Source organism: Microbispora sp. CSR-4, from assembly GCF_008033685.1.
GTDB lineage: Bacteria > Actinomycetota > Actinomycetes > Streptosporangiales > Streptosporangiaceae > Microbispora.
In genome coordinates this window covers 22,252-39,247 of the sequence record NZ_VJVX01000048.1, presented here as the reverse complement: position 1 = coordinate 39,247, position 16,996 = coordinate 22,252, and the positions used below count along the sequence as shown (strand labels likewise).

17 protein-coding genes are annotated in these 16,996 nt (G+C 74.8%); 5 read left to right on the top strand and 12 right to left on the bottom strand.

What is annotated here, in order from left to right; genetic code table 11:
* Position 1: 1 nt before the first annotated feature.
* Complete coding sequence (locus FLV34_RS29080; RefSeq protein ID WP_147944612.1) at positions 2 to 1,768, bottom strand: thiamine pyrophosphate-dependent enzyme; 1,767 nt, start codon at positions 1,766 to 1,768, stop codon at positions 2 to 4.
* A 103-nt stretch (positions 1,769 to 1,871) separates the two neighbouring features.
* Here FLV34_RS29080 and FLV34_RS29075 point away from each other — a divergent pair, with 103 nt between their 5' ends.
* From FLV34_RS29075 to FLV34_RS29065, 3 genes are read left to right on the top strand one after another with little or no spacing between them, the layout of a single operon-like run.
* Positions 1,872 to 2,975 (top strand): enolase C-terminal domain-like protein, encoded by a 1,104-nt coding sequence (locus FLV34_RS29075; protein WP_260617318.1) that lies wholly within the window; start codon positions 1,872 to 1,874, stop codon positions 2,973 to 2,975.
* A 45-nt stretch (positions 2,976 to 3,020) separates the two neighbouring features.
* Positions 3,021 to 3,626, top strand: a complete 606-nt coding sequence (locus FLV34_RS29070; RefSeq protein ID WP_147944611.1) for a TetR/AcrR family transcriptional regulator — start codon at positions 3,021 to 3,023, stop codon at positions 3,624 to 3,626.
* Positions 3,623 to 4,345: a haloacid dehalogenase-like hydrolase gene (locus FLV34_RS29065; protein WP_147944610.1), complete on the top strand. Its 723-nt coding sequence runs from the start codon at positions 3,623 to 3,625 to the stop codon at positions 4,343 to 4,345. The genes FLV34_RS29070 and FLV34_RS29065 overlap by 4 nt, the downstream gene beginning before the upstream one ends.
* Here the strand turns inward: FLV34_RS29065 and FLV34_RS29060 are convergent.
* On the bottom strand, positions 4,260 to 5,039 hold the full coding sequence (locus FLV34_RS29060) for a response regulator transcription factor (RefSeq protein ID WP_147944609.1): 780 nt from the start codon (positions 5,037 to 5,039) through the stop codon (positions 4,260 to 4,262). The two genes, FLV34_RS29065 and FLV34_RS29060, sit on opposite strands and share 86 nt — an antisense overlap.
* Positions 5,036 to 6,220 (bottom strand): sensor histidine kinase, encoded by a 1,185-nt coding sequence (locus tag FLV34_RS29055; protein ID WP_147944608.1) that lies wholly within the window; start codon positions 6,218 to 6,220, stop codon positions 5,036 to 5,038. Before FLV34_RS29055 ends, FLV34_RS29060 begins: the two co-directional genes overlap by 4 nt.
* A gap of 180 nt (positions 6,221 to 6,400) precedes the next feature.
* Here FLV34_RS29055 and FLV34_RS29050 point away from each other — a divergent pair, with 180 nt between their 5' ends.
* Positions 6,401 to 6,634 (top strand): hypothetical protein, encoded by a 234-nt coding sequence (locus tag FLV34_RS29050; protein WP_142648511.1) that lies wholly within the window; start codon positions 6,401 to 6,403, stop codon positions 6,632 to 6,634.
* Between the two features lie 49 nt (positions 6,635 to 6,683).
* On the opposite strand, the gene ligD is transcribed toward FLV34_RS29050, so the two are convergent.
* From ligD to FLV34_RS29035, 3 genes are all read right to left on the bottom strand, one after another.
* Complete coding sequence (ligD, locus tag FLV34_RS29045; RefSeq protein ID WP_147944607.1) at positions 6,684 to 7,652, bottom strand: non-homologous end-joining DNA ligase; 969 nt, start codon at positions 7,650 to 7,652, stop codon at positions 6,684 to 6,686.
* Positions 7,653 to 7,806: 154 nt separating this feature from the next.
* Positions 7,807 to 8,256: a hypothetical protein gene (locus FLV34_RS29040; RefSeq protein WP_142648513.1), complete on the bottom strand. Its 450-nt coding sequence runs from the start codon at positions 8,254 to 8,256 to the stop codon at positions 7,807 to 7,809.
* Positions 8,253 to 8,486 carry a hypothetical protein gene (locus tag FLV34_RS29035; RefSeq protein WP_142648514.1) on the bottom strand — a complete coding sequence of 78 codons (234 nt, stop codon included), beginning with the start codon at positions 8,484 to 8,486 and terminating at the stop codon, positions 8,253 to 8,255. Before FLV34_RS29035 ends, FLV34_RS29040 begins: the two co-directional genes overlap by 4 nt.
* Before the next feature lie 135 nt (positions 8,487 to 8,621).
* Here FLV34_RS29035 and FLV34_RS29030 point away from each other — a divergent pair, with 135 nt between their 5' ends.
* Positions 8,622 to 9,407 (top strand): SDR family oxidoreductase, encoded by a 786-nt coding sequence (locus FLV34_RS29030; RefSeq protein ID WP_261985944.1) that lies wholly within the window; start codon positions 8,622 to 8,624, stop codon positions 9,405 to 9,407.
* Between the two features lie 56 nt (positions 9,408 to 9,463).
* Here the strand turns inward: FLV34_RS29030 and FLV34_RS29025 are convergent, their stop codons facing one another.
* The 6 genes from FLV34_RS29025 to FLV34_RS29000 all read right to left on the bottom strand — a co-directional run bounded on the left by FLV34_RS29025 (position 9,464) and on the right by FLV34_RS29000 (position 16,959).
* Positions 9,464 to 9,742 (bottom strand): hypothetical protein, encoded by a 279-nt coding sequence (locus FLV34_RS29025; RefSeq protein WP_185948986.1) that lies wholly within the window; start codon positions 9,740 to 9,742, stop codon positions 9,464 to 9,466.
* A gap of 567 nt (positions 9,743 to 10,309) precedes the next feature.
* Positions 10,310 to 11,314, bottom strand: a complete 1,005-nt coding sequence (gene hpnH, locus FLV34_RS29020; protein WP_142648516.1) for an adenosyl-hopene transferase HpnH — start codon at positions 11,312 to 11,314, stop codon at positions 10,310 to 10,312.
* Positions 11,314 to 12,840: a 4-hydroxy-3-methylbut-2-enyl diphosphate reductase gene (gene ispH, locus FLV34_RS29015; RefSeq protein WP_147944606.1), complete on the bottom strand. Its 1,527-nt coding sequence runs from the start codon at positions 12,838 to 12,840 to the stop codon at positions 11,314 to 11,316. The genes hpnH and ispH overlap by 1 nt, the downstream gene beginning before the upstream one ends.
* Entirely contained in the window at positions 12,837 to 14,732 is a 1,896-nt protein-coding gene (shc, locus tag FLV34_RS29010; RefSeq protein WP_147944605.1) for a squalene--hopene cyclase, read from the bottom strand. The genes ispH and shc overlap by 4 nt, the downstream gene beginning before the upstream one ends.
* Complete coding sequence (hpnE, locus tag FLV34_RS29005; protein ID WP_147944604.1) at positions 14,729 to 16,069, bottom strand: hydroxysqualene dehydroxylase HpnE; 1,341 nt, start codon at positions 16,067 to 16,069, stop codon at positions 14,729 to 14,731. The genes shc and hpnE overlap by 4 nt, the downstream gene beginning before the upstream one ends.
* A complete protein-coding gene (locus FLV34_RS29000; RefSeq protein WP_142648520.1) occupies positions 16,066 to 16,959 on the bottom strand; it encodes a squalene/phytoene synthase family protein in 894 nt (297 codons plus the stop codon). The genes hpnE and FLV34_RS29000 overlap by 4 nt, the downstream gene beginning before the upstream one ends.
* Between the last annotated feature and the right edge of the window lie 37 nt (positions 16,960 to 16,996).

Genomic DNA, 16,996 nt, shown 5'->3' with positions numbered 1-16,996 from the left:
GTCACCGCCCCAGTTGAGAGATCTTGTCCTTGAACAGCGTCGTCGCGATGGCCGCCTTGTGCGGCTGCCCCTTCAGGAACGCCTCGGCGAACCTGACCGCCTGGTCGCGGGCGACCTTGCCCGGCATGGGCGGCTCGTTCGGATCGACGTCCACGTCCACCAGCGCCGGCCCCGGATGGGCGAGGGCCTGCCGTACGGCCTCGTCCACCTCTGCGGGGTCGGTGACCTTGCGGCCGTAGCCGCCGCAGGAGCGGGCCCAGGCGGAGAAGTCGGAGGCCGGCGCGCCGAACCTGACCCCGTGCTCCGGGTATCCCAGCACCATCTGCTCCCACAGGATCTGGCCGAGCGAGTCGTTGTTGTTGACCACGACGGTGATCGGCAGGCCGAGCCGGGCCGCGGTGAGGAACTCGGCCATGAGCATCGCGAAGCCGCCGTCGCCGATGAACGCGATCACCTGCCGGTCGGGGTGGGCGAGCTGCGCCGCGATCGCGTACGGCAGGCCGGGGGCCATCGTGGCGAGGTTGCCCGACAGGTAGAACTCGCGGTCGCCGCGGATCGTCCAGTGCCGTGCCGCCCAGGTGGCGATCGTGCCGGAATCGCAGGTGAGGATGGCGTCGTCGGAGGCGGCCCGGTCGACGCAGCCGATCAGATACTGCGGGGCGATCGGGGCGCGCTCCGGGTTCTCCAGGGCGGCCATGTTCTCCCGCCATGCGGCCATGGCCTTCTGATACTTCTCCAGGTGCGCCCGGTCGTCGTTGCGGCGCAGCAGCGGCAGCAGCGCGGCCAGCCCCTCCTTGGCGTCCCCGATCATCGGCACCTCGGTCGGCATGCGCACGCCCGCGCGGGCGGGGTCGGCGTCGATCTGCACGACGCGGACCGTGCCGGGCTCGGGCAGGTGCTTGGTGTAGGGGAAGTTGGTGCCGACCATCAGCAGGGTGTCGCAGTCCTCGACCAGCTCCTCGCCCGGCCTCGTGCCGAGCAGGCCGATCCCGCCCACCGCGTACGGCGAGTCGTCGGGGATGACCGCCTTGCCGGGAAGCGTCTTGATCACGGGCGCGCTCAGCGTCTCGGCGACGGCCAGCACCTCCGCGCGGGCGTGCAGGGCGCCGGCGCCGGCCAGGATCGCGGGCCGCCGGGCCGCGTTGAGCACCTCGGCGGCGGCGCGGAGATCCTCCTGGCGCGGCGCGCCGGGCGGGGGCAGGTACACCGGGGCGGTCGCGGGCGGCCGCGCGGGGGCGACGTGCTGGTAGGGGTCCGCGTCGGCGGGGGCCACCTGGACGTCGTTGGGCAGGCACAGGTGGGCCACCCCGCGGCGCGCGTACGCCGTGCGGATCGCGATGTCCACCACACCAGGGAGCTGGGCCGGGTTGTCCACCACGAGGTTGTATTCGGCCACGTCCTCGTAGAGCCGGTCGAGGTGGACCTCCTGCTGGTAGCCGGTGCCCAGCACGCTGGTCTCCTGCATGCCCGTGATGGCCAGCACCGGCTGGTGGTCGAGCTTGGCGTCGTACAGGCCGTTGAGCAGGTGGATCCCGCCGGGGCCCGAGGTGGCCAGGCACACTCCGATGCGACCGGTGGCCTTGGCGTGCGCCGCCGCCATGAAGGCGGCCGCCTCCTCGTGATGCACCAGCACGAACCGGACGCGGTCGGAGTGGCGGCGCAGCCCCTCCATGATGCCGTTGATGCCGTCACCGGGAAGCCCGAAGACGGTGTCGACACCCCAGTCGGCGAGCCGCCTGATGAGTATTTCTGAGGCGATTTCCGTCATATGTGGCGCGCTGCCCTTGGAATGGGAAGCCGAACACTCGCCCCAGGGAAAATCTTTCCTCCGATCCGGAGTCCCGGGGTCACGCCCGGGTAGGGGGACGCGCGTGCGCAGCCACCTCGTGATCGGGGACCTTCACGTGTCGGCGTACCGCGTGCCGACCGACCGTCCGGAGGCCGACGGCACGCTGAGCTGGGACGCGACCACGATGGTGGTGGTCCGCGCGGACGCGGGCGAGGCGGCCGGGCTCGGCTGGACCTACGCGCCCGCCGCCGCCGCGCGGGTCGTCACCGACCTGCTCGCGCCGGTCGTGCGCGGCGGCGACCCCATGGACGTGCCGGGCCTGTGGACCGCGATGGTCCGCCGGGTGCGAAACGCGGGCCGCACGGGCGTCGCCGGGTATGCGGTCTCCGCGGTCGACGTCGCGATCTGGGACCTCAAGGCCCGGCTGCTCGGCGTGCCGCTCGCCCGCCTGTTCGGTCTGGCCGGGCCGTCCGTGCCCGTCTACGGCTCGGGCGGGTTCACCACCTACGACGACGACGTCACGACGGCGCAGCTCGCGCACTGGGTGCACGAGCAGGGCATCCCCCGCGTCAAGATCAAGATCGGGGAGTCCGCGGGCGCCATGCCCGCCCGCGACCTGCACCGTGTCGCGCTCGCCCGCCGTGTCATCGGGGACGCCGCCGAGCTGTACGTGGACGCCAACGGCGGCTACGGCGCGAAACAGGCCGTACGGCTGGAACGCCGGATGCGCGACCACGACGTGCGGTGGTTCGAGGAGCCGGTGTCCTCCGACGACCTGGCCGGGCTGCGCCTGGTGCGCGAGCGGTCCGACGCCGACGTCGCGGCGGGCGAGTACGGCGGCGACCTCGTCTACTTCACCCGCATGTGCGCGGCGGGCGCGGTCGACTGCCTGCAGATCGACGCGACCCGCTGCGGCGGCTACACCGGCTGGTCCGGCGCGGCGGCGATCGCCGCCGGGCACGGCCTTGAGGTGTCGGCGCACTGCGCGCCCAACCTCCACGCGCCGGTCGCCGCGGCGACCCCCAACCTGCGCCACATGGAGTGGTTCCACGACCACGTGCGCATCGAGGGCGCCCTGTTCGACGGCGCGGCCGACCCCACCGGCGGTGCCGTACGCCCGCCGGACGCGCCGGGCCACGGCCTGACGCTGCGCGCCGCCGCGGCCGAGCGATATCGCGTGGTCTGACGTCATGTAGACAGTGTCTACGTCCAGGGTGTAGACACTGTCTACATGGATAGAGAGATCGGCCCGCGCGACCACCTGATCGCGGTCGCGCGGAGGATGGTCGACGAGGGCGACCCCGGCACCGTCACCCTGCGCGCCATCGCACGGGCGGCGGGGGTGTCGCACGGCGCGCCGCTCCGGCACTTCTCCGGGCGGGCGGCCCTGCTGTCGGCGGTGGCGGCCCTGGGGTTCGGCGACCTGGCGGCACGCGGGGAGCGGGCCCTCGGCGCCCTCCCCGCTCGGGCCGGCGCCGTCGAGCGGCTGCGGGCGGCCGCGAGCGCGTACGTGGGGTTCGCGCTCGAACAGCCCGGCATGTTCGCCCTCATGTTCCGGCACGACCTGGTCGATCCGCAGGAGCCGGAGCTGGCCGGGGCGAGCCTGACGGTGTTCGACACCCTGGCCGCGCTGGTAGGCGCCTGCCAGGCGGAGGGGTGGAACCCGGCGGCGGACAACCGGCAGGTCGCCGGCGCGCTGTGGGCGGCCCTGCACGGGCTCGCGCAGCTGTGGATCTGGAACGCGCTGCCGACCGCCACCGGGGCGCGGTCGTCCGACGAGGTCCTGGAGGTCCTGCTCGGCATGCTCGGCCTGCCGGAGAGCCGGGGGCGCCGATGACCGGCCGGCCCGTCGTCGTCTTCGACCTCGACGACACCCTCGTACGCGGCGACTCCTTCGGGCGTTTCCTGCGCATGCTGCTGCTGCGCCGCCGGTTGCGGGCGGCGGCGGCCCTGACCGCGGCGGTGGTGCTGGTGCCGCTGTTCATCCTGCCGCCCACCAGGCGGCGGGCGACGGCGGGGTTCGTCTGGCTCGCCACGGCCGGGGTGCCGCCGGAGCGGTTCCACGCCCTGGCGGAGGAGTTCGCCGTCGCGCACACCGCCGAGCCCCGCCGGATCGCCGTGGCGCTGGACCGGCTCCGGGCGCACCTGGACACCGGTGACCGGGTCGTCGTCGCCACCGCCTGCGCGGACCCGCTCGCCACCGCCGTCTGCCGGAGCCTGGGCCTCGACGGGGTGGAGGTGATCGCCGCGCAGTTGCGCCGTGGCCGCCACGCCTTCACGCCGGTGCGCGGCTGCTACGGCGCGGCCAAGCCCGGCCGCCTGCGGGAGATCGGCGTCACGATGCCGCTGGCCCACGCCTACACCGACAGCGCCGTCGACCTGCCGCTGCTGCGGGCCGCCGCGCAGCGGTGCCTGGTCGACCCCAGCCCGCGCACCCTTCAGCGGGTGCGGGCCGAGCTGGGCGACGAGGTCACCGTCCTGTGGTCCCTGGATCGGGCGGATCGTCGAGCAGTCCGGCGTCGTGGACGAGCAGGGCGATCTGCACGCGGTTGTTGAGGCCGAGCGTGGCCAGGATGCTCGACACGTGCGTCTTGACGGTGGGGACGCTGAGGTGCAGCAGGGCGCCGATCTCGGCGTTCGGCCTGCCCTGGCCGACCGCCACCGCGACCTCCCGCTCCCGGTCGTTGAGCAGTGCCAGGCGCTCCCGCGCGCGGGCCCGGCGCCGGTCCTGGCCGTCCTCGGCGACTCGGGCGATGAGCCGCCGGGTCACCGCCGGGGACAGGACCGGATGACCGGCGGCCACCCGGCGGATGGCGTCCACGATCTCGCCCGGCGGGGTGTCCTTGAGCAGGAACCCGGCGGCCCCCGCGCGCAGGGCGCGCAGCACGTGCTCGTCGGCGTCGAAGGTGGTCAGCACGATCACCTCGGGCGCGCCGTCGCGGGCGCGCAGCGCCTCGGTGGCGGCCAGGCCGTCCATCACCGGCATCCGGATGTCCATCAGCACCACGTCGGGGCGGTGCCGGCCGGCCAGCGGCAGCACCTCGGCCCCGTCCCCGGCCTGGGCGAGGACGCGGATGTCGGGTGCGCCGCCGAGCATCATCTCCAGCCCGGCCCGGACGAGGGGGTCGTCGTCGGCGATGAGCACGCCGATCGGGGCGGACTCCGGCACGGCATGCGGCGGCACGGCATGCGGTGGCACGGCATGCGGTGGCACGGCATGCGGTGGCAGGGCATGCGGTGGGAGGGTCATGGCGGCCACGGTAGCCAGGCCCGCACGCGCCAGCCACCCGGGCCGCCGTTACCCGGGTCGCTGTCATCCGGGTGCGCCGGTCCGTGCTCCAAACGTCCCCCCACCAGCGTGACGCGCTCGGCCAGGCCGGCCAGGCCATGGCCCCCACCGGCGGCCTCCGGCGCGGCGGCGGGAGCGTCGTTGACCACCTCGGCCGTCAGGCCCTCGCCGGGCGCCCCCGACACTCGTACGCGGACCGCGGCTCCCGGCGCGTGCTTGCGGGCGTTGGTGAGGGCCTCCTGCACGACGCGGTAGGCGGCGCGGCCCGCCCGGCCGGGGACGGCGGCCTCGCACACGCCGAGGTCGTCGCGCAACTCGACCCGCATGCCGGCCCGGCCCGACTCCGCGACGAGCTCCTCCAGGCAGGCCAGGGTGGGCGCGTGCTCGGTGGTCGGGGCGCGCAGCACGCCGATCACCTCGCGCAGGTCCTGCAGGGCCTGGTGGGCGCTCTCCCTGATCACCCGCGCCGCCCGGGCGACGTCGGCGGGATCGGCCCCGGGGTTGAACTCCAGCGCCCCCGCGTGCACGCTCAGCAGCGAAAGCCGGTGGCCGAGCACGTCGTGGATCTCGCGGGCGATGGCCTCGCGGACCTGGTGCTGCGCCTGCTCGGCCCGCAGCCTCGCCTCGGTCTCCATCCGGGCCGCGCGGTCGCGCTGGGCCAGCACGAGCCGCCGCCGGTGGTGGACGAACAGCCCCCAGCCGGCCGCCGCGCCCTGGAGGGCCAGGCCCAGCGTCAGCAGCGCGAGCGGCGGCATGTCCGGGTCGGGGCGCAGGAAGGTGAAGACGACCGCGGCGACGACGCTGAGCGCGAACACCATCCCCGAGGTCCGCGGACGGCGGTGCACCGCGACGGAGAAGAGCGCGGCCAGCATCGGGCCCGCGATCATCTCGAAGACGGCCGACAGCACGACGAGCGTCACCGCGAGCCCGACCGGCCATCTGCGGCGCAGCCACAACCCCGCGCAGCCGAGCATGCCCACGGCCTGGTCGAGGCTGAACAGCCAGGCCGGCGGCAGGGGCGAGGTGTGCAGACGCTCCACCGACGTGTAGAAGCCGAAGGCCACGGCCAGCATGAACATCGCCGTGTCCACGAACCGGTCGCGCCGGCTGCGCCGGTGCCGGGGGGCGGCGGGGGCATCCATATCCCCCGCAGCCTACGACCCGGCGCGTGGCCTGCGAACGGCCGAGCGCGAGGACCATACCGAAGTCGGCGGACGTCCGACTTCGGTCGGCGGGCACGCCGCGCGCCCGCGACCTTCGCCGTACGGGAGCATGCCGACGCCCGATCCCCGCCGGGCGGGCCGGTCCCTAGCGTCGGCGGCATGCGTGAAGTCATCAGGCTCGCCGGGGCGTTCCTGGTCGCCGCGGGCATCAGCGGGACCATCGACCACCTGGCCGTGCAGCCGTTCTGGGGCGCGATACTGAACGTCTTCAACCGCCAGGTCATCCCGCGCCTGGGCTTCCTCACCGGCTACGAGATCTACGCCGATCTGTTCGTCGCGGTCGTCGGCGTCGTCGTCCTCGCCGCCGCGTGGCGGCGCGATGAGGACGCGTGACCCGCGGCGGCGCGGCGCCGCATAACACGGCACGTGAACAGGCGCGGGCTCAGCCCTCCTCGCGGACGACCTCGCTTGGCTCCTTGTCGTCGCGCAGGCCCCGCCACGAGGGGTGGCGCAGCCGCCCCTCGCCCGTCCACTCGGCGAACCGCACCTCGCCGACCAGGACCGGCTCCACCCAGTGGCAGCCCTTGGCCTCCTCACGTGTGATGCCCTCGAACGGGGGCGTGTCCCGCCGCAGCGGGGCCAGGCGCTCGGCGAGCCGCCGGAGCGCCTCGTCGGTGAAGCCGGTGCCGACGCTGCCGGCGTACCGCAGGCGCCCGCTGTCGTCGTTGACGCCCACGAGCAGCGAGCCGATGGTGTTCGCCCGGCGGCCCTCCCCGGGCCGCCACCCGCCGACGACGACCTCCTGTGTGCGGAAGTTCTTCACCTTCACCCAGTCGGGGGAGCGGCGGCGGGGGCGGGAGGGCGAGGTGAGCCGCTTGGCCACGACGCCCTCCAGCCCCAGCCGCCGGGAGTCGGCCAGCGCGTGCTCGCCGCAGCCGGTGTAGTAGGGCGGGACGGCCCAGTGGGGCCCGGTGTGGACGAGGTCCTCCAGGCGGCTCCGCCGCTCGGTGTAGGGCAGCGCGATCGTGGTCGCGGCGTCGACGTGCAGCACGTCGAACAGCAGGTACGTCACGGGTGTGGTGCCGAGGAGCTGCCTGATCTTGAGCGGGTCGCGCTGGTGCATGCGCGGCTGCAGCGCCTCGAACGACGGCCTGCCCTGCTGGTCGAACGCGACGATCTCCCCGTCGAGCACCACCGCGTGCCCGCCCGTGGCGGCGGCCAGTCCGGCGAGCTCGGGATAGGCGACGGTGACGTTCTTGCCGTTGCGCGAGACCAGCCGCAGCGTGCCGTCCTCGACGTAGCCGAGGGCGCGGACGCCGTCCCACTTCATCTCGTACGCGTACTCGCTGCCGGGCGAGGGCAGCGGCCCTAGCCGGGCCAGCATCGGCGCGTACGCCGGAAGGGCGGCCATGCCCTGCTGGTACCCCCGCCTCCCAGGCAGTACCCCTGACCTGCGGCGACGTGTACGCGGTCATGGGCGGACGGCTCCCGCCAGGCGATGGTTCGCCCGCCGTCGATCCCTCTGCCGCTGACCGGCCGCCGCATCGCAGGGCCTGGTCGCAAATCTAGGGAAGGATCTCCAGGCGGACGTCGATGCCCTCGTAGAGGTAGGGGGTCGCGGTGATGATCCGCCAGTCGCGGCGGATGGCGTGGACGGCCGCGTGGGCGGCCACCAGGACGTCGGGCAGGAGCGCGTCCGCGGCGGCCGGCCGGTGGCGCCGCAGGCTCGTCATGATCGTCTGCGCGTACGGCCCGCCTTCGACGGCGTCACCGGGGGAGAGCGCGCCGGTGACCACCATCGACATGCGCAGGAAGCGTTCGAGCCGGGGCTGGATGGGGCCGAGCGACAACACCTGGACGGCGAGCGCGGGGACGAGGAGGGTGACGCCGTGCGCCGAGGACTGCCGCACGACGGCCCTGCCGTACATGCTCTTGCCCTCGATCAGGTGGACGACGGCGTCGAGGTCCAGCACGTGGCCGGACAGGACGCCGGCCGGTGGGACGGGGTCGGTCACGCGGCGTCCGCCTTGGCGTCGCCGGTCACCAGGCGCGCCGCGCGGGCACTGTCGTCATCGGTGATGCCGTCCTGCCAGCCCGGCCCCCATAAATCGGCCATGATGGCCAGGTCGCCCTGGATGCGCCGCCGTTCCCGCAGCGCGGCGGCGATGTAGGCCGAGGCGTTGCCGGACGCCTGCGCCTCGTCGGCCAGCTCGTCCGGCAAAGAGATCGTAATCTTCTTGGTCATACTTGGCAGGCTACCCAGTCATACCGTCGGTGGTCCACCGGTTCGCGGAAACCGCGGGGGTACACCCTTGGGCGAGCGGGTGACGAGCGGGTGACGAGCGGGTGACGAGCGGGTGACGAGCGGGGTGACGAGCGGGTGACGAGGGGGGCGGGGCGGATGCGGCTGGCGGGGGCACGGGTGCTCGTCACCGGGGCGTCGTCGGGCATCGGCGCCGCCACGGCGCTGGAGCTGTCGGCGCGCGGCGCGCGGCTGGTGCTGTCCGGGCGCGATCAGGAGGCGCTCGACGGCGTCGCCGCGCGGACCGGCGGCGAGACGCTGCCCGCCGATCTGTCCGACCCCACCGCCGACCTCGCCGTACGCGCCGGGCGGGTGGACGTGCTGGTGGCGTGCGCGGGCGAGGGCTGGAGCGGGCCGCTCCCGCGCATGTCCGGGGGCACGGCCGAACGCATGATCGCGGTCAACCTGACGGCCCACGTGCAGCTCACCCGGCTGCTGCTGCCCGGGATGCTGGAGCGCGGCCGGGGCCACCTCGTCTACGTCGCCTCGATCGCCGGCGTGGTGGGCGTGCGGGAGGAGGCGGTGTACGCCGCGACCAAGGCGGGCCTGCTGGCCTTCGCCGAGAGCCTGCGCTACGAGCTGCCCGCGGTCGACGTGAACGGCGTCGAGGGCAAGGGCGTCGGCGTGACGGCGGTGGTGCCGGGGGTCGTCGACACGCCGTTCTTCGCCCGGCGCGGCAGGCCGTACACGCGCCGCAGGCCGGTGCCCGTCCCGCCGGAGCGGGTGGCCCGCGCCATCGCGACGGCGGTCGAGCGCGACCGCGCCGAGGTGTACGTCCCCGCCTGGCTGCGGGTGCCCGCCCGCCTGCACGGGGCCGCGCCCGGCGCGTTCCGGATCCTGGCCCGCCGCTTCGGCCGCCCCTGAGCGTTCCTCCGAGGTGTACGAGCATCCCGATAGGATGATCTACATCGTAAAGGAACTCAATGGGAAGGCGCCGAGACGCTGGGGTGATCGCGCTCGGAGGACGGATGCGGTGCGCTCCAGATGCCGCGTAGTGGCCGCATGCCTTCCTCGACGTATTCGGCGATAGGCCGGTTGCCGCCGTCGAGGTACCACTGCTCGAGTGCGGCGAAGTAGCCGAAGGCGAGGGCCTTCGCGATCACGCGAGCCTGCGTTTCGCTCACCTCTCCGGGCACGGTGATCAGCGGCGCGATCCGCCGGCTGGCGCGGTCGAGTGTGCCGCAGACGGCCATGCGCACCGATGGCTCGGCGAAGAAGTAACGGACCCTGCGCCACGGTGTCTGTGGTCGGGGCGCTGGGACTCCTGGGCTGGATGGGCACGATCCGGGCGGCCCGCGCCGGTAAGCGCTGGACTTTCCCGCTGGCGATCGGGCTGCTCGGGATCGCGCTCTGCGTCGCGATCGCCGCACTGACCGTCCGGGACACCTCGGGTGATGTCGGTCCGGCCCCGCTGCTGGGCTGGCTGCTGGTCCTTCCATGTGTTCCCGGTCTCGCCGCGGTCGTGCTCGCGGTCACCCACTACCGCGGCGCCGACTTCCTCGTCTCGATGCTCGGGCCGGACGCGAGCTGGGTGCGCGACGTCGAGGCCGCGGGCGGCAAGGCCGCGCTCCGCCGTCAGGGCCGCGAGTGTCCGATCCTGCTCGAGGAGATCCCGTCCGAGCATCGTGCGCAGATCCTGCGCCGCTACCTTGCTGGCGCGCCGGGTGCGCGGCCTCATCTCGGGCTGGGGCCGACGGCGCCGCTGCCGGAGTTCCACCGGATAGCGCCTCGGCACCCCGTCTTCCGCATCCATGAGCGCCCGGCTCCTATGTGCCGCGCAGCGCGCGCAGGGACTCGCGCAGCGAGCCGAGGGTGGCGAAGACCGCCGTCGGCTCGTAGCCGCAGTGCGCCATGCAGTTGGCGCAGCGCGGGTCGCGTCCCCGGCCGTAGGCGTCCCAGTCGGTCTCCTCGACCAGCTCCCGGTAGGTCCGGGCGTACCCGTCGGCCATGAGGTAGCAGGGCCGCTGCCAGCCGAACACCGAATAGGACGGGATCGCCCAGGCCGTGCACGGGAAGTCGGCCTTCCCCTCCAGGAAGTCGAGGAACAGCGGCGAGTGGTTGAACCGCCAGCGTCTGCGGTTGCCGCCCGCGAACGCGGCGCGGAACAGCTCCCGCGTCTGCCGCACCCCGAGAAAGCAGTCCTGGTCGGGCGCCTTCTCGTACGCGTACCCGGGCGAGATCATCATCTGGTCGACGCACAGGTCGTCGTTGAGGAAGTCGAGCACCTCGATCACGGTGCGCGGGCTGTCCCCGGCGAAGAACGTGGTGTTGGTGGTGACGCGGAAGCCGCGCCGCCGGCACTCGCGCACCGCCGCGACCGCCTCGTCGAAGACGCCCTCCTTGCACACCGACGCGTCGTGCCGCTCGCGCAGGCCGTCGATGTGGACCGCCCAGGCGAAGTACGGCGAGGGCGTGAACCGGTCGATCTTGCGCGGGATCAGCAGCGCGTTGGTGCACAGGAAGACGTACTTCCTGCGCGCCACCAGTTCCTCGACCATCTCCGCGATCTGGGGGTGCATGAGCGGTTCCCCGCCCGCGATCGACACCATCGGGGCGCCGCACTCCTCGACGGCGGCCACCGCCTGCTCCACCGGCATGCGCTGTTTCAGCACGTCGGCCGGGTGCTGGATCTTCCCGCAGCCCGCGCACTTCAGGTTGCACGCGAACAACGGCTCAAGCTCGACCAGCAGCGGGAACCTCTCCCGCCGGCGCAGCCGCTGGGCCAGGATGTAGGCCCCGACGCGCAGACTCTGGCGTACGGGCATCGGCATCAGGGCCGCACCTCCTTCGGCAACGTGAACTCGACGTTCTCCTCGGTCACCCGCCGCTCCTCCACCTCAAGCGGGCCGAGCCCGCCGAGGGCGGCCACGATGGCGTCCACCATCGCGCCGGGGGTGGACGCCCCGGCGGTCACCCCGACCGTCCGCGCGCCGCGCAGCCAGTCGAGCGCGACGTCGCCGGGCCCGTCGACCAGGCGGGCGAGCGGTGCCCCGCCGTGGCCGGAGCGCGCGGCGACCTCGGTGAGGCGCAGGGCGTTGGAGGAGTTGGCCGACCCGACGACCAGCACCAGGTCGGCCTCCTCGGCGACGGCACGCACCGCGTGCTGCCGGTTGGTCGTCGCGTAGCAGATGTCGTCGCCGCGCGGCCCCTCGGCGTCGGGGAAGCGCCGCCGTACGGCCGCCGCGACCCGCCCCGCCTCGTCGGCCGCCAGCGTGGTCTGGGTGAGGTAGGCGACCCCGCGCCCCGGCGGCACGGCCGCGACCGCGTCCGCCACGCCGGCTTCGTCCTCGACCAGCACGCCCGCGCCGGGCACCTCCCCGAGCACGCCCTCGACCTCCTCGTGCCCGGCGTGGCCGATGAGCACGACGAGGTCGCCCCGCGCGGCGAACCTGCGGGCCTCCGCGTGCACCTTCGCCACCAGCGGGCACGTCGCGTCGATGACGCGCAGCCCGCGCCGCCCCGCCTCCTCGCGTACGGCGGGCGCGACCCCGTGGGCGGAGAAGACCGTGACCGCGCCCTCCGGCACCTCGGCCAGGTCGTCGACGAACACCGCGCCGCGCCGCTCCAGGTCGCGTACGACGTGGATGTTGTGCACGATCTGCTTGCGCACGTACACGGGCGCGCCGAAGCGGTCGAGCGCGCGCTCCACGATCTCGATGGCCCGTTCGACCCCGGCGCAGAACGAGCGGGGCGAGGCCAGCAGGACCCGGCGCGGGCCGGTCGCCGCCGCCCACCGCGCCAGCACCGGGCCGATCCGGGCGAGCGTGCGCCGGGCGGCGACCGCGCCGCCCATCGTGGCGAGGTTCAGCAGCGGGGCGCCGGGGGTGTCCACGATGACCCGCACGGCCGCGAACGGCCGGGCGCCCGCGGCGGCGGCCAGCGGGGCGCTCTCCATGTCGACGGCGTACGCGCCCTCGCGTGCCAGCGCCCGGCGGCCACGGCCCGTCACGATGCGCGGGGAGGTGACGAGCGGGCCGGTGCGGGCGGGCAGCCCGGCGCGCGCGAGCTCCCCGGCGAGCAGCGGAGCCGACGGGCACGGCCAGACCTGGTCTCCCGAGCGCACCTCGGTGGCGACGAGCACGTCCCCGGGGCGCAGGCCGTCGTGGAGCGCCCCGCCGAAGCCGGTGACGGCGAGGGCGGCGCCCGGCGGGAGCAGGGCCACCGCCCGCGCCGCCCGCTCGGGCCCCCTCCCCATCCGGACGACCCGGACCCGGAGGTGATCGGGCATGGGCCGCAGCCCGCGGGCGACGGCTCTGGCCTCGATCCCCAGCGCGGTGCACACGATCAGGTCCGTCATGACGGCCCCTCCCCGGCGTGCAGGTAACGGCCGAGCGCGCTCAACGGGAAGACGAGCCGATACAGGTGATAGTTGATGTAGAAGTCGCCGGGGAAGCCCGTCCCGGTGTAGTAGGGCTCGTCCCAGGTGCCGTCCGGGCGCTGGCTGTCGGCGAGCCAGGCCACGCCCCGGTCCACGCACGGGCCCCGCTCCCCGGCCGCGAGCAGGCCGATGAGGGCCCACGCCGTCTGCGAGGCGGTCGGCTCGCCCCGCCCGATCCACGCGGGGTCGCGGTAGGAGCGCAGGTCCTCGCCCCAGCCGCCGCAGGGGTGCTGGTGCGCCTCCAGCCACGCCACGGCCCGCCGTACGCAGGGGGCCTGCGGCCGCACCCCGGCCGCGACGAGGGCGGGCAGCACCGCCCCCGTGCCGTACACGTGGTTGGCCCCCCACCGGCCGAACCACGAGCCGTCGGGCTCCTGCGCCCGCAGCAGCCACACCACCGCCCGCCGTACGACGGGGGAGCGGGCCATCCCCTCGGCCGCGAGCGCCTCGACCACGTGCGCGGTCACGTCGGCAGACGGCGGGTCGATGACCGCGCCGAAGTCGCAGAACGGCAGCCGCAGGCACAGCTCGCGGGTGTTGTCGGCGTCGAAGGCGGCGAACCCGCCGTCGCGGCAGGCCATCCCGGCCATCCAGCGCAGCCCCCGCTCCAGGGCCGGCCGGGCGTCGGGCCGGCGCAACCGGCGCAGCGCGAGGATGACCTCGGCCGTGTCGTCGACGTCGGGATAGCCGTCGTTGTCGAACTCGAAGGCCCAGCCGCCCGGCGCGAGACCGGGACGCCGCACCGCCCAGTCGCCCGGCCCCCTGATCTCCTCGCACAGCAGCCACTCGCCCGCCCGGGCCAGCGCGGGATGGTCGCGGGGCAGGCCCGCGTCGAGGAGGGCGGTCATCGCGAGCGCGGTGTCCCAGACCGGCGACTGGCACGCCTCAAGCCGGCGCGTGCCGTCCTCCCTGATGGTGAACCTGTCCAGGCCGGCCAGGCCGGCCCGCATGACGGGGTGGTCGATGCCGTATCCGCTCAGGTGCAGCGCGATCAGCGAGTAGACCCAGGGAGGCTGGATGCCGCCCCACGAGCCGTCGGCCTCCTGCCGTGCCACGACCCACTCGACGGCCCGCCGCAGCGCGGCGCGGCGGAGCCCGGCGACCGGATGCCGTTCGTAGCGGTGCAGGGCGCGGTCGAGTGCCGCGAACGCCGCGTCCCAGCCCGTACGCGGGGGCCGCGGCGCGGGCCGTCCCGTACGCAGCTCCGGCAGCCCGAACGGCAGCGGCCTGACCGGCCGGTGCGCGGTCACGATCGTGAGCGGGACGATGGTCTGCCGCGCCCAGCACGCCCAGTCGTACACGTTCAGCGGGCACCACGGCGGCAGGAACATGATCTCCGGCGGGATGACCGGCAGGTCCTCCCACCGCCACTGCCCGAACATGGCGAGCCAGATCCGGGTGAAGACCCGGGCCGACTCGATGCCGCCCGCCCCTCGCACGTACGCCGCCGCGGCGCGCATGTGCGGGGCCGAGGGCGGGTCGCCCGCGAGGCGCAGCGCGACGTACGCCTCGATGGTGGTGGACAGGTCGGCGGGACCCTCGTGGAAGTTCGCCCACGTGCCGGAACGCGGGCCGTCAAGGCGCTGCTGCGACCTGATCCACCGGGCGGCCTCGGCGGTCTCCTCTGCGGTCCGCACGCCCAGGAACTCGCGCAGCAGGAGGTCTTCGGCGCCCATGGTCACGTTGGTCTGAAGCTCGCCCTTCCACCAGCCCTCGGGTGACTGCAGGCCCAGCAGGTGATCGCGCGCCGCCTTCAGGGCGGTCGCGGCGCGGGCGGCGCTGGTGGCCACCCCAGCGGTGACGCCGGTCATCGGGTGTGCTCCCGTTCGAGATGCCGCCTGGCGAGGCGGGCCGCCTGGAGACCGCTGCGCACGGCTCCCTCCATCGTGTCGGGCCAGCCCGTGTCGGTCCACGCGCCGGCGAGGAACAGCCCGGGCCACCGGGTGGCCGCGCCGGGGCGCAGCCCCCCGCTGCCCGGGACCTGCCGGAAGGTCGCCCGCCGCTCCCTGGTGATGAACAGGTCCACGACCCTCGCCGTACGGGCGGCGGGGAGCAGCCGCTCCAGCTCGGGCAGGAACACCTCGCGCATCGCGGCCGTGGGCACCTCGATCCAGTGCCGCGCCGCCGACACCGAGACCGTCAGATACTGGCCCCGGGTGAGGCCGCCCGAGGCGGTCCTGTCGAAGATCCACTGCACCGGCGAGCCGACGACGGCGGCGAACGGCAGCCGCATGACGGGCCGGTCGTAGACGACGTGCACGTTGACGATGGGGCTCGCCCCGAGGCCCGCCCAGGCGTCCCGGTCCGGCGCGGCCTCCGCGGGCACGAGCCGTGCGGCCTGGCCGTGCGGGGTGGCGACGACGACGGCCGACGCGCCGACGCGCGCGCCGCCCACGCGGATCGCCGGCCCCGGCAGGACCCTGTCGACCTTCGCCGCCAGCCGCACCTGCCCGCCCAGCCGGGTGATCGCGGACAGTGCGGCACCGCCGTGCAGCTCGCCGAGCGGCACCGACGGCACGCCGATGTCGGCGGCGTCGGCGCGGCCGAGCAGAGCCGTCCTGAAGACCATCGCCGCCGGTCCCAGCGCCGCCTCGTCGGCCGGGATGTTGAGCGCGGCCACCGCGAACAGGTCCCACAGCGCCCGCCGCACGGCCTCCCGCTGGCCGTTGTCGGCCAGCCAGCCGCCGAGCGCGGCCCGGTCGAGTGCGGGCTCCGCCGGGTCGAGCCCGCGCAGCGCGAGCGCGCCGCGCACCGCGCGCAGCCGGTCGGCGGGGGACAGCAGGCGGTAGCCCGCGAGCGCGGGCAGCAGGTGGAACGGCCCGGGCCGCGCGGCCCGGCGCAGCCGTCCCCGACCGCCGTGCGGGGTGAGCACGCGTACGTCGAAGCGTTCCTGCAGGCGCACCCGCCCGGTGCCGCCCAGCCGGTCGAGCAGCCCCCGGTAGGCGGTGCAGCAGCGCAGGAAGACGTGCTGCCCGTTGTCAGCCGTCAGGCCGCCCCGGGCGAAGGAGTGGGTGGCCCCGCCGAGCCGGGGCCTCGCCTCGTAGAGCGTCACCGGCCATCCGGCCTCCGCGAGCGCGAGGGCCGCGGTGATGCCGGCGAGGCCGCCGCCCACCACCGCGACGGGCGCGACGTCCCTCGGGCCGTTCATCTGGCCGCTCCCGTGATCGCGCGCGCCGCGACCATCGCCTTCGCCCACGGGGTGAGCGACACGCGCCCGGCCAGCGCCTGGCCGGGGTCGGCGGCGATGCGCGCGAGCAGCCGCCGGTAGATGCCCGCCATCGCCGCCGTGCAGGCCGCGCTGCGCCGGTCGAGCAGCGGGACCAGGTGCATCCCCTCGGCGTACCAGCCGAGCGCCCGGCCGGCCTCGTAGCGGACGAGACGCGCCAGCCGCTCGGGCGGATCGGTGAACGCCCCCGACGCGTCCAGGTCGAGCGTGCAGCCGAACCTGCGCAGGTCGTCGGCGGGCAGATATACCCGGCCCGCGCAGCGGTCCTCGCGCAGGTCCCTGAGCACGTTGGTGAGCTGGAGCGCCACCCCCAGGGAGTCGGCCAGCCGCGCCGCACGCCGCAGAGCGCGGTCACCGCTCGCCACCCCGGAGGCGAGGCCGAATACGCCGAGGGACAGCCGACCGATCGACCCGGCGACCTCCCGGCAGTAGCCGACCAGGTCCTCGTACGACTGGTAGCACGCGCCCGCGACGTCGTCGGCGCATCCGTCGATCAGCTCCTCGAACGCCTCAAGCGGGACGGGGAAACGCGTGGCGGTGTCGCGCAGCGCCACCAGGACGGGGTCGGCGGGATCCGGGTGCGCGGCCCGCAGGCCCGCGCGGGCCTGCTCCAGCGCCGACAGCCGCGCGTCCATCGGCCCGGCCGCGTCGCCGATGTCGTCGATCCGCCGGGCGAAGGCGTAGAGCGCGCTGAGCGCACGGCGTTTGGGCGGGGCGAGCAGGCGGATGCCGTAGGCGAAGTTGCGCGCGCGGGTGCGGACGACGCGCTCGCAGTACCGGTAGGCGACGGGAACGGGCACCGCTGCCGGCATCGGCACGGGAATGGGCGTGAGGGGGCGCGGCGCGGGA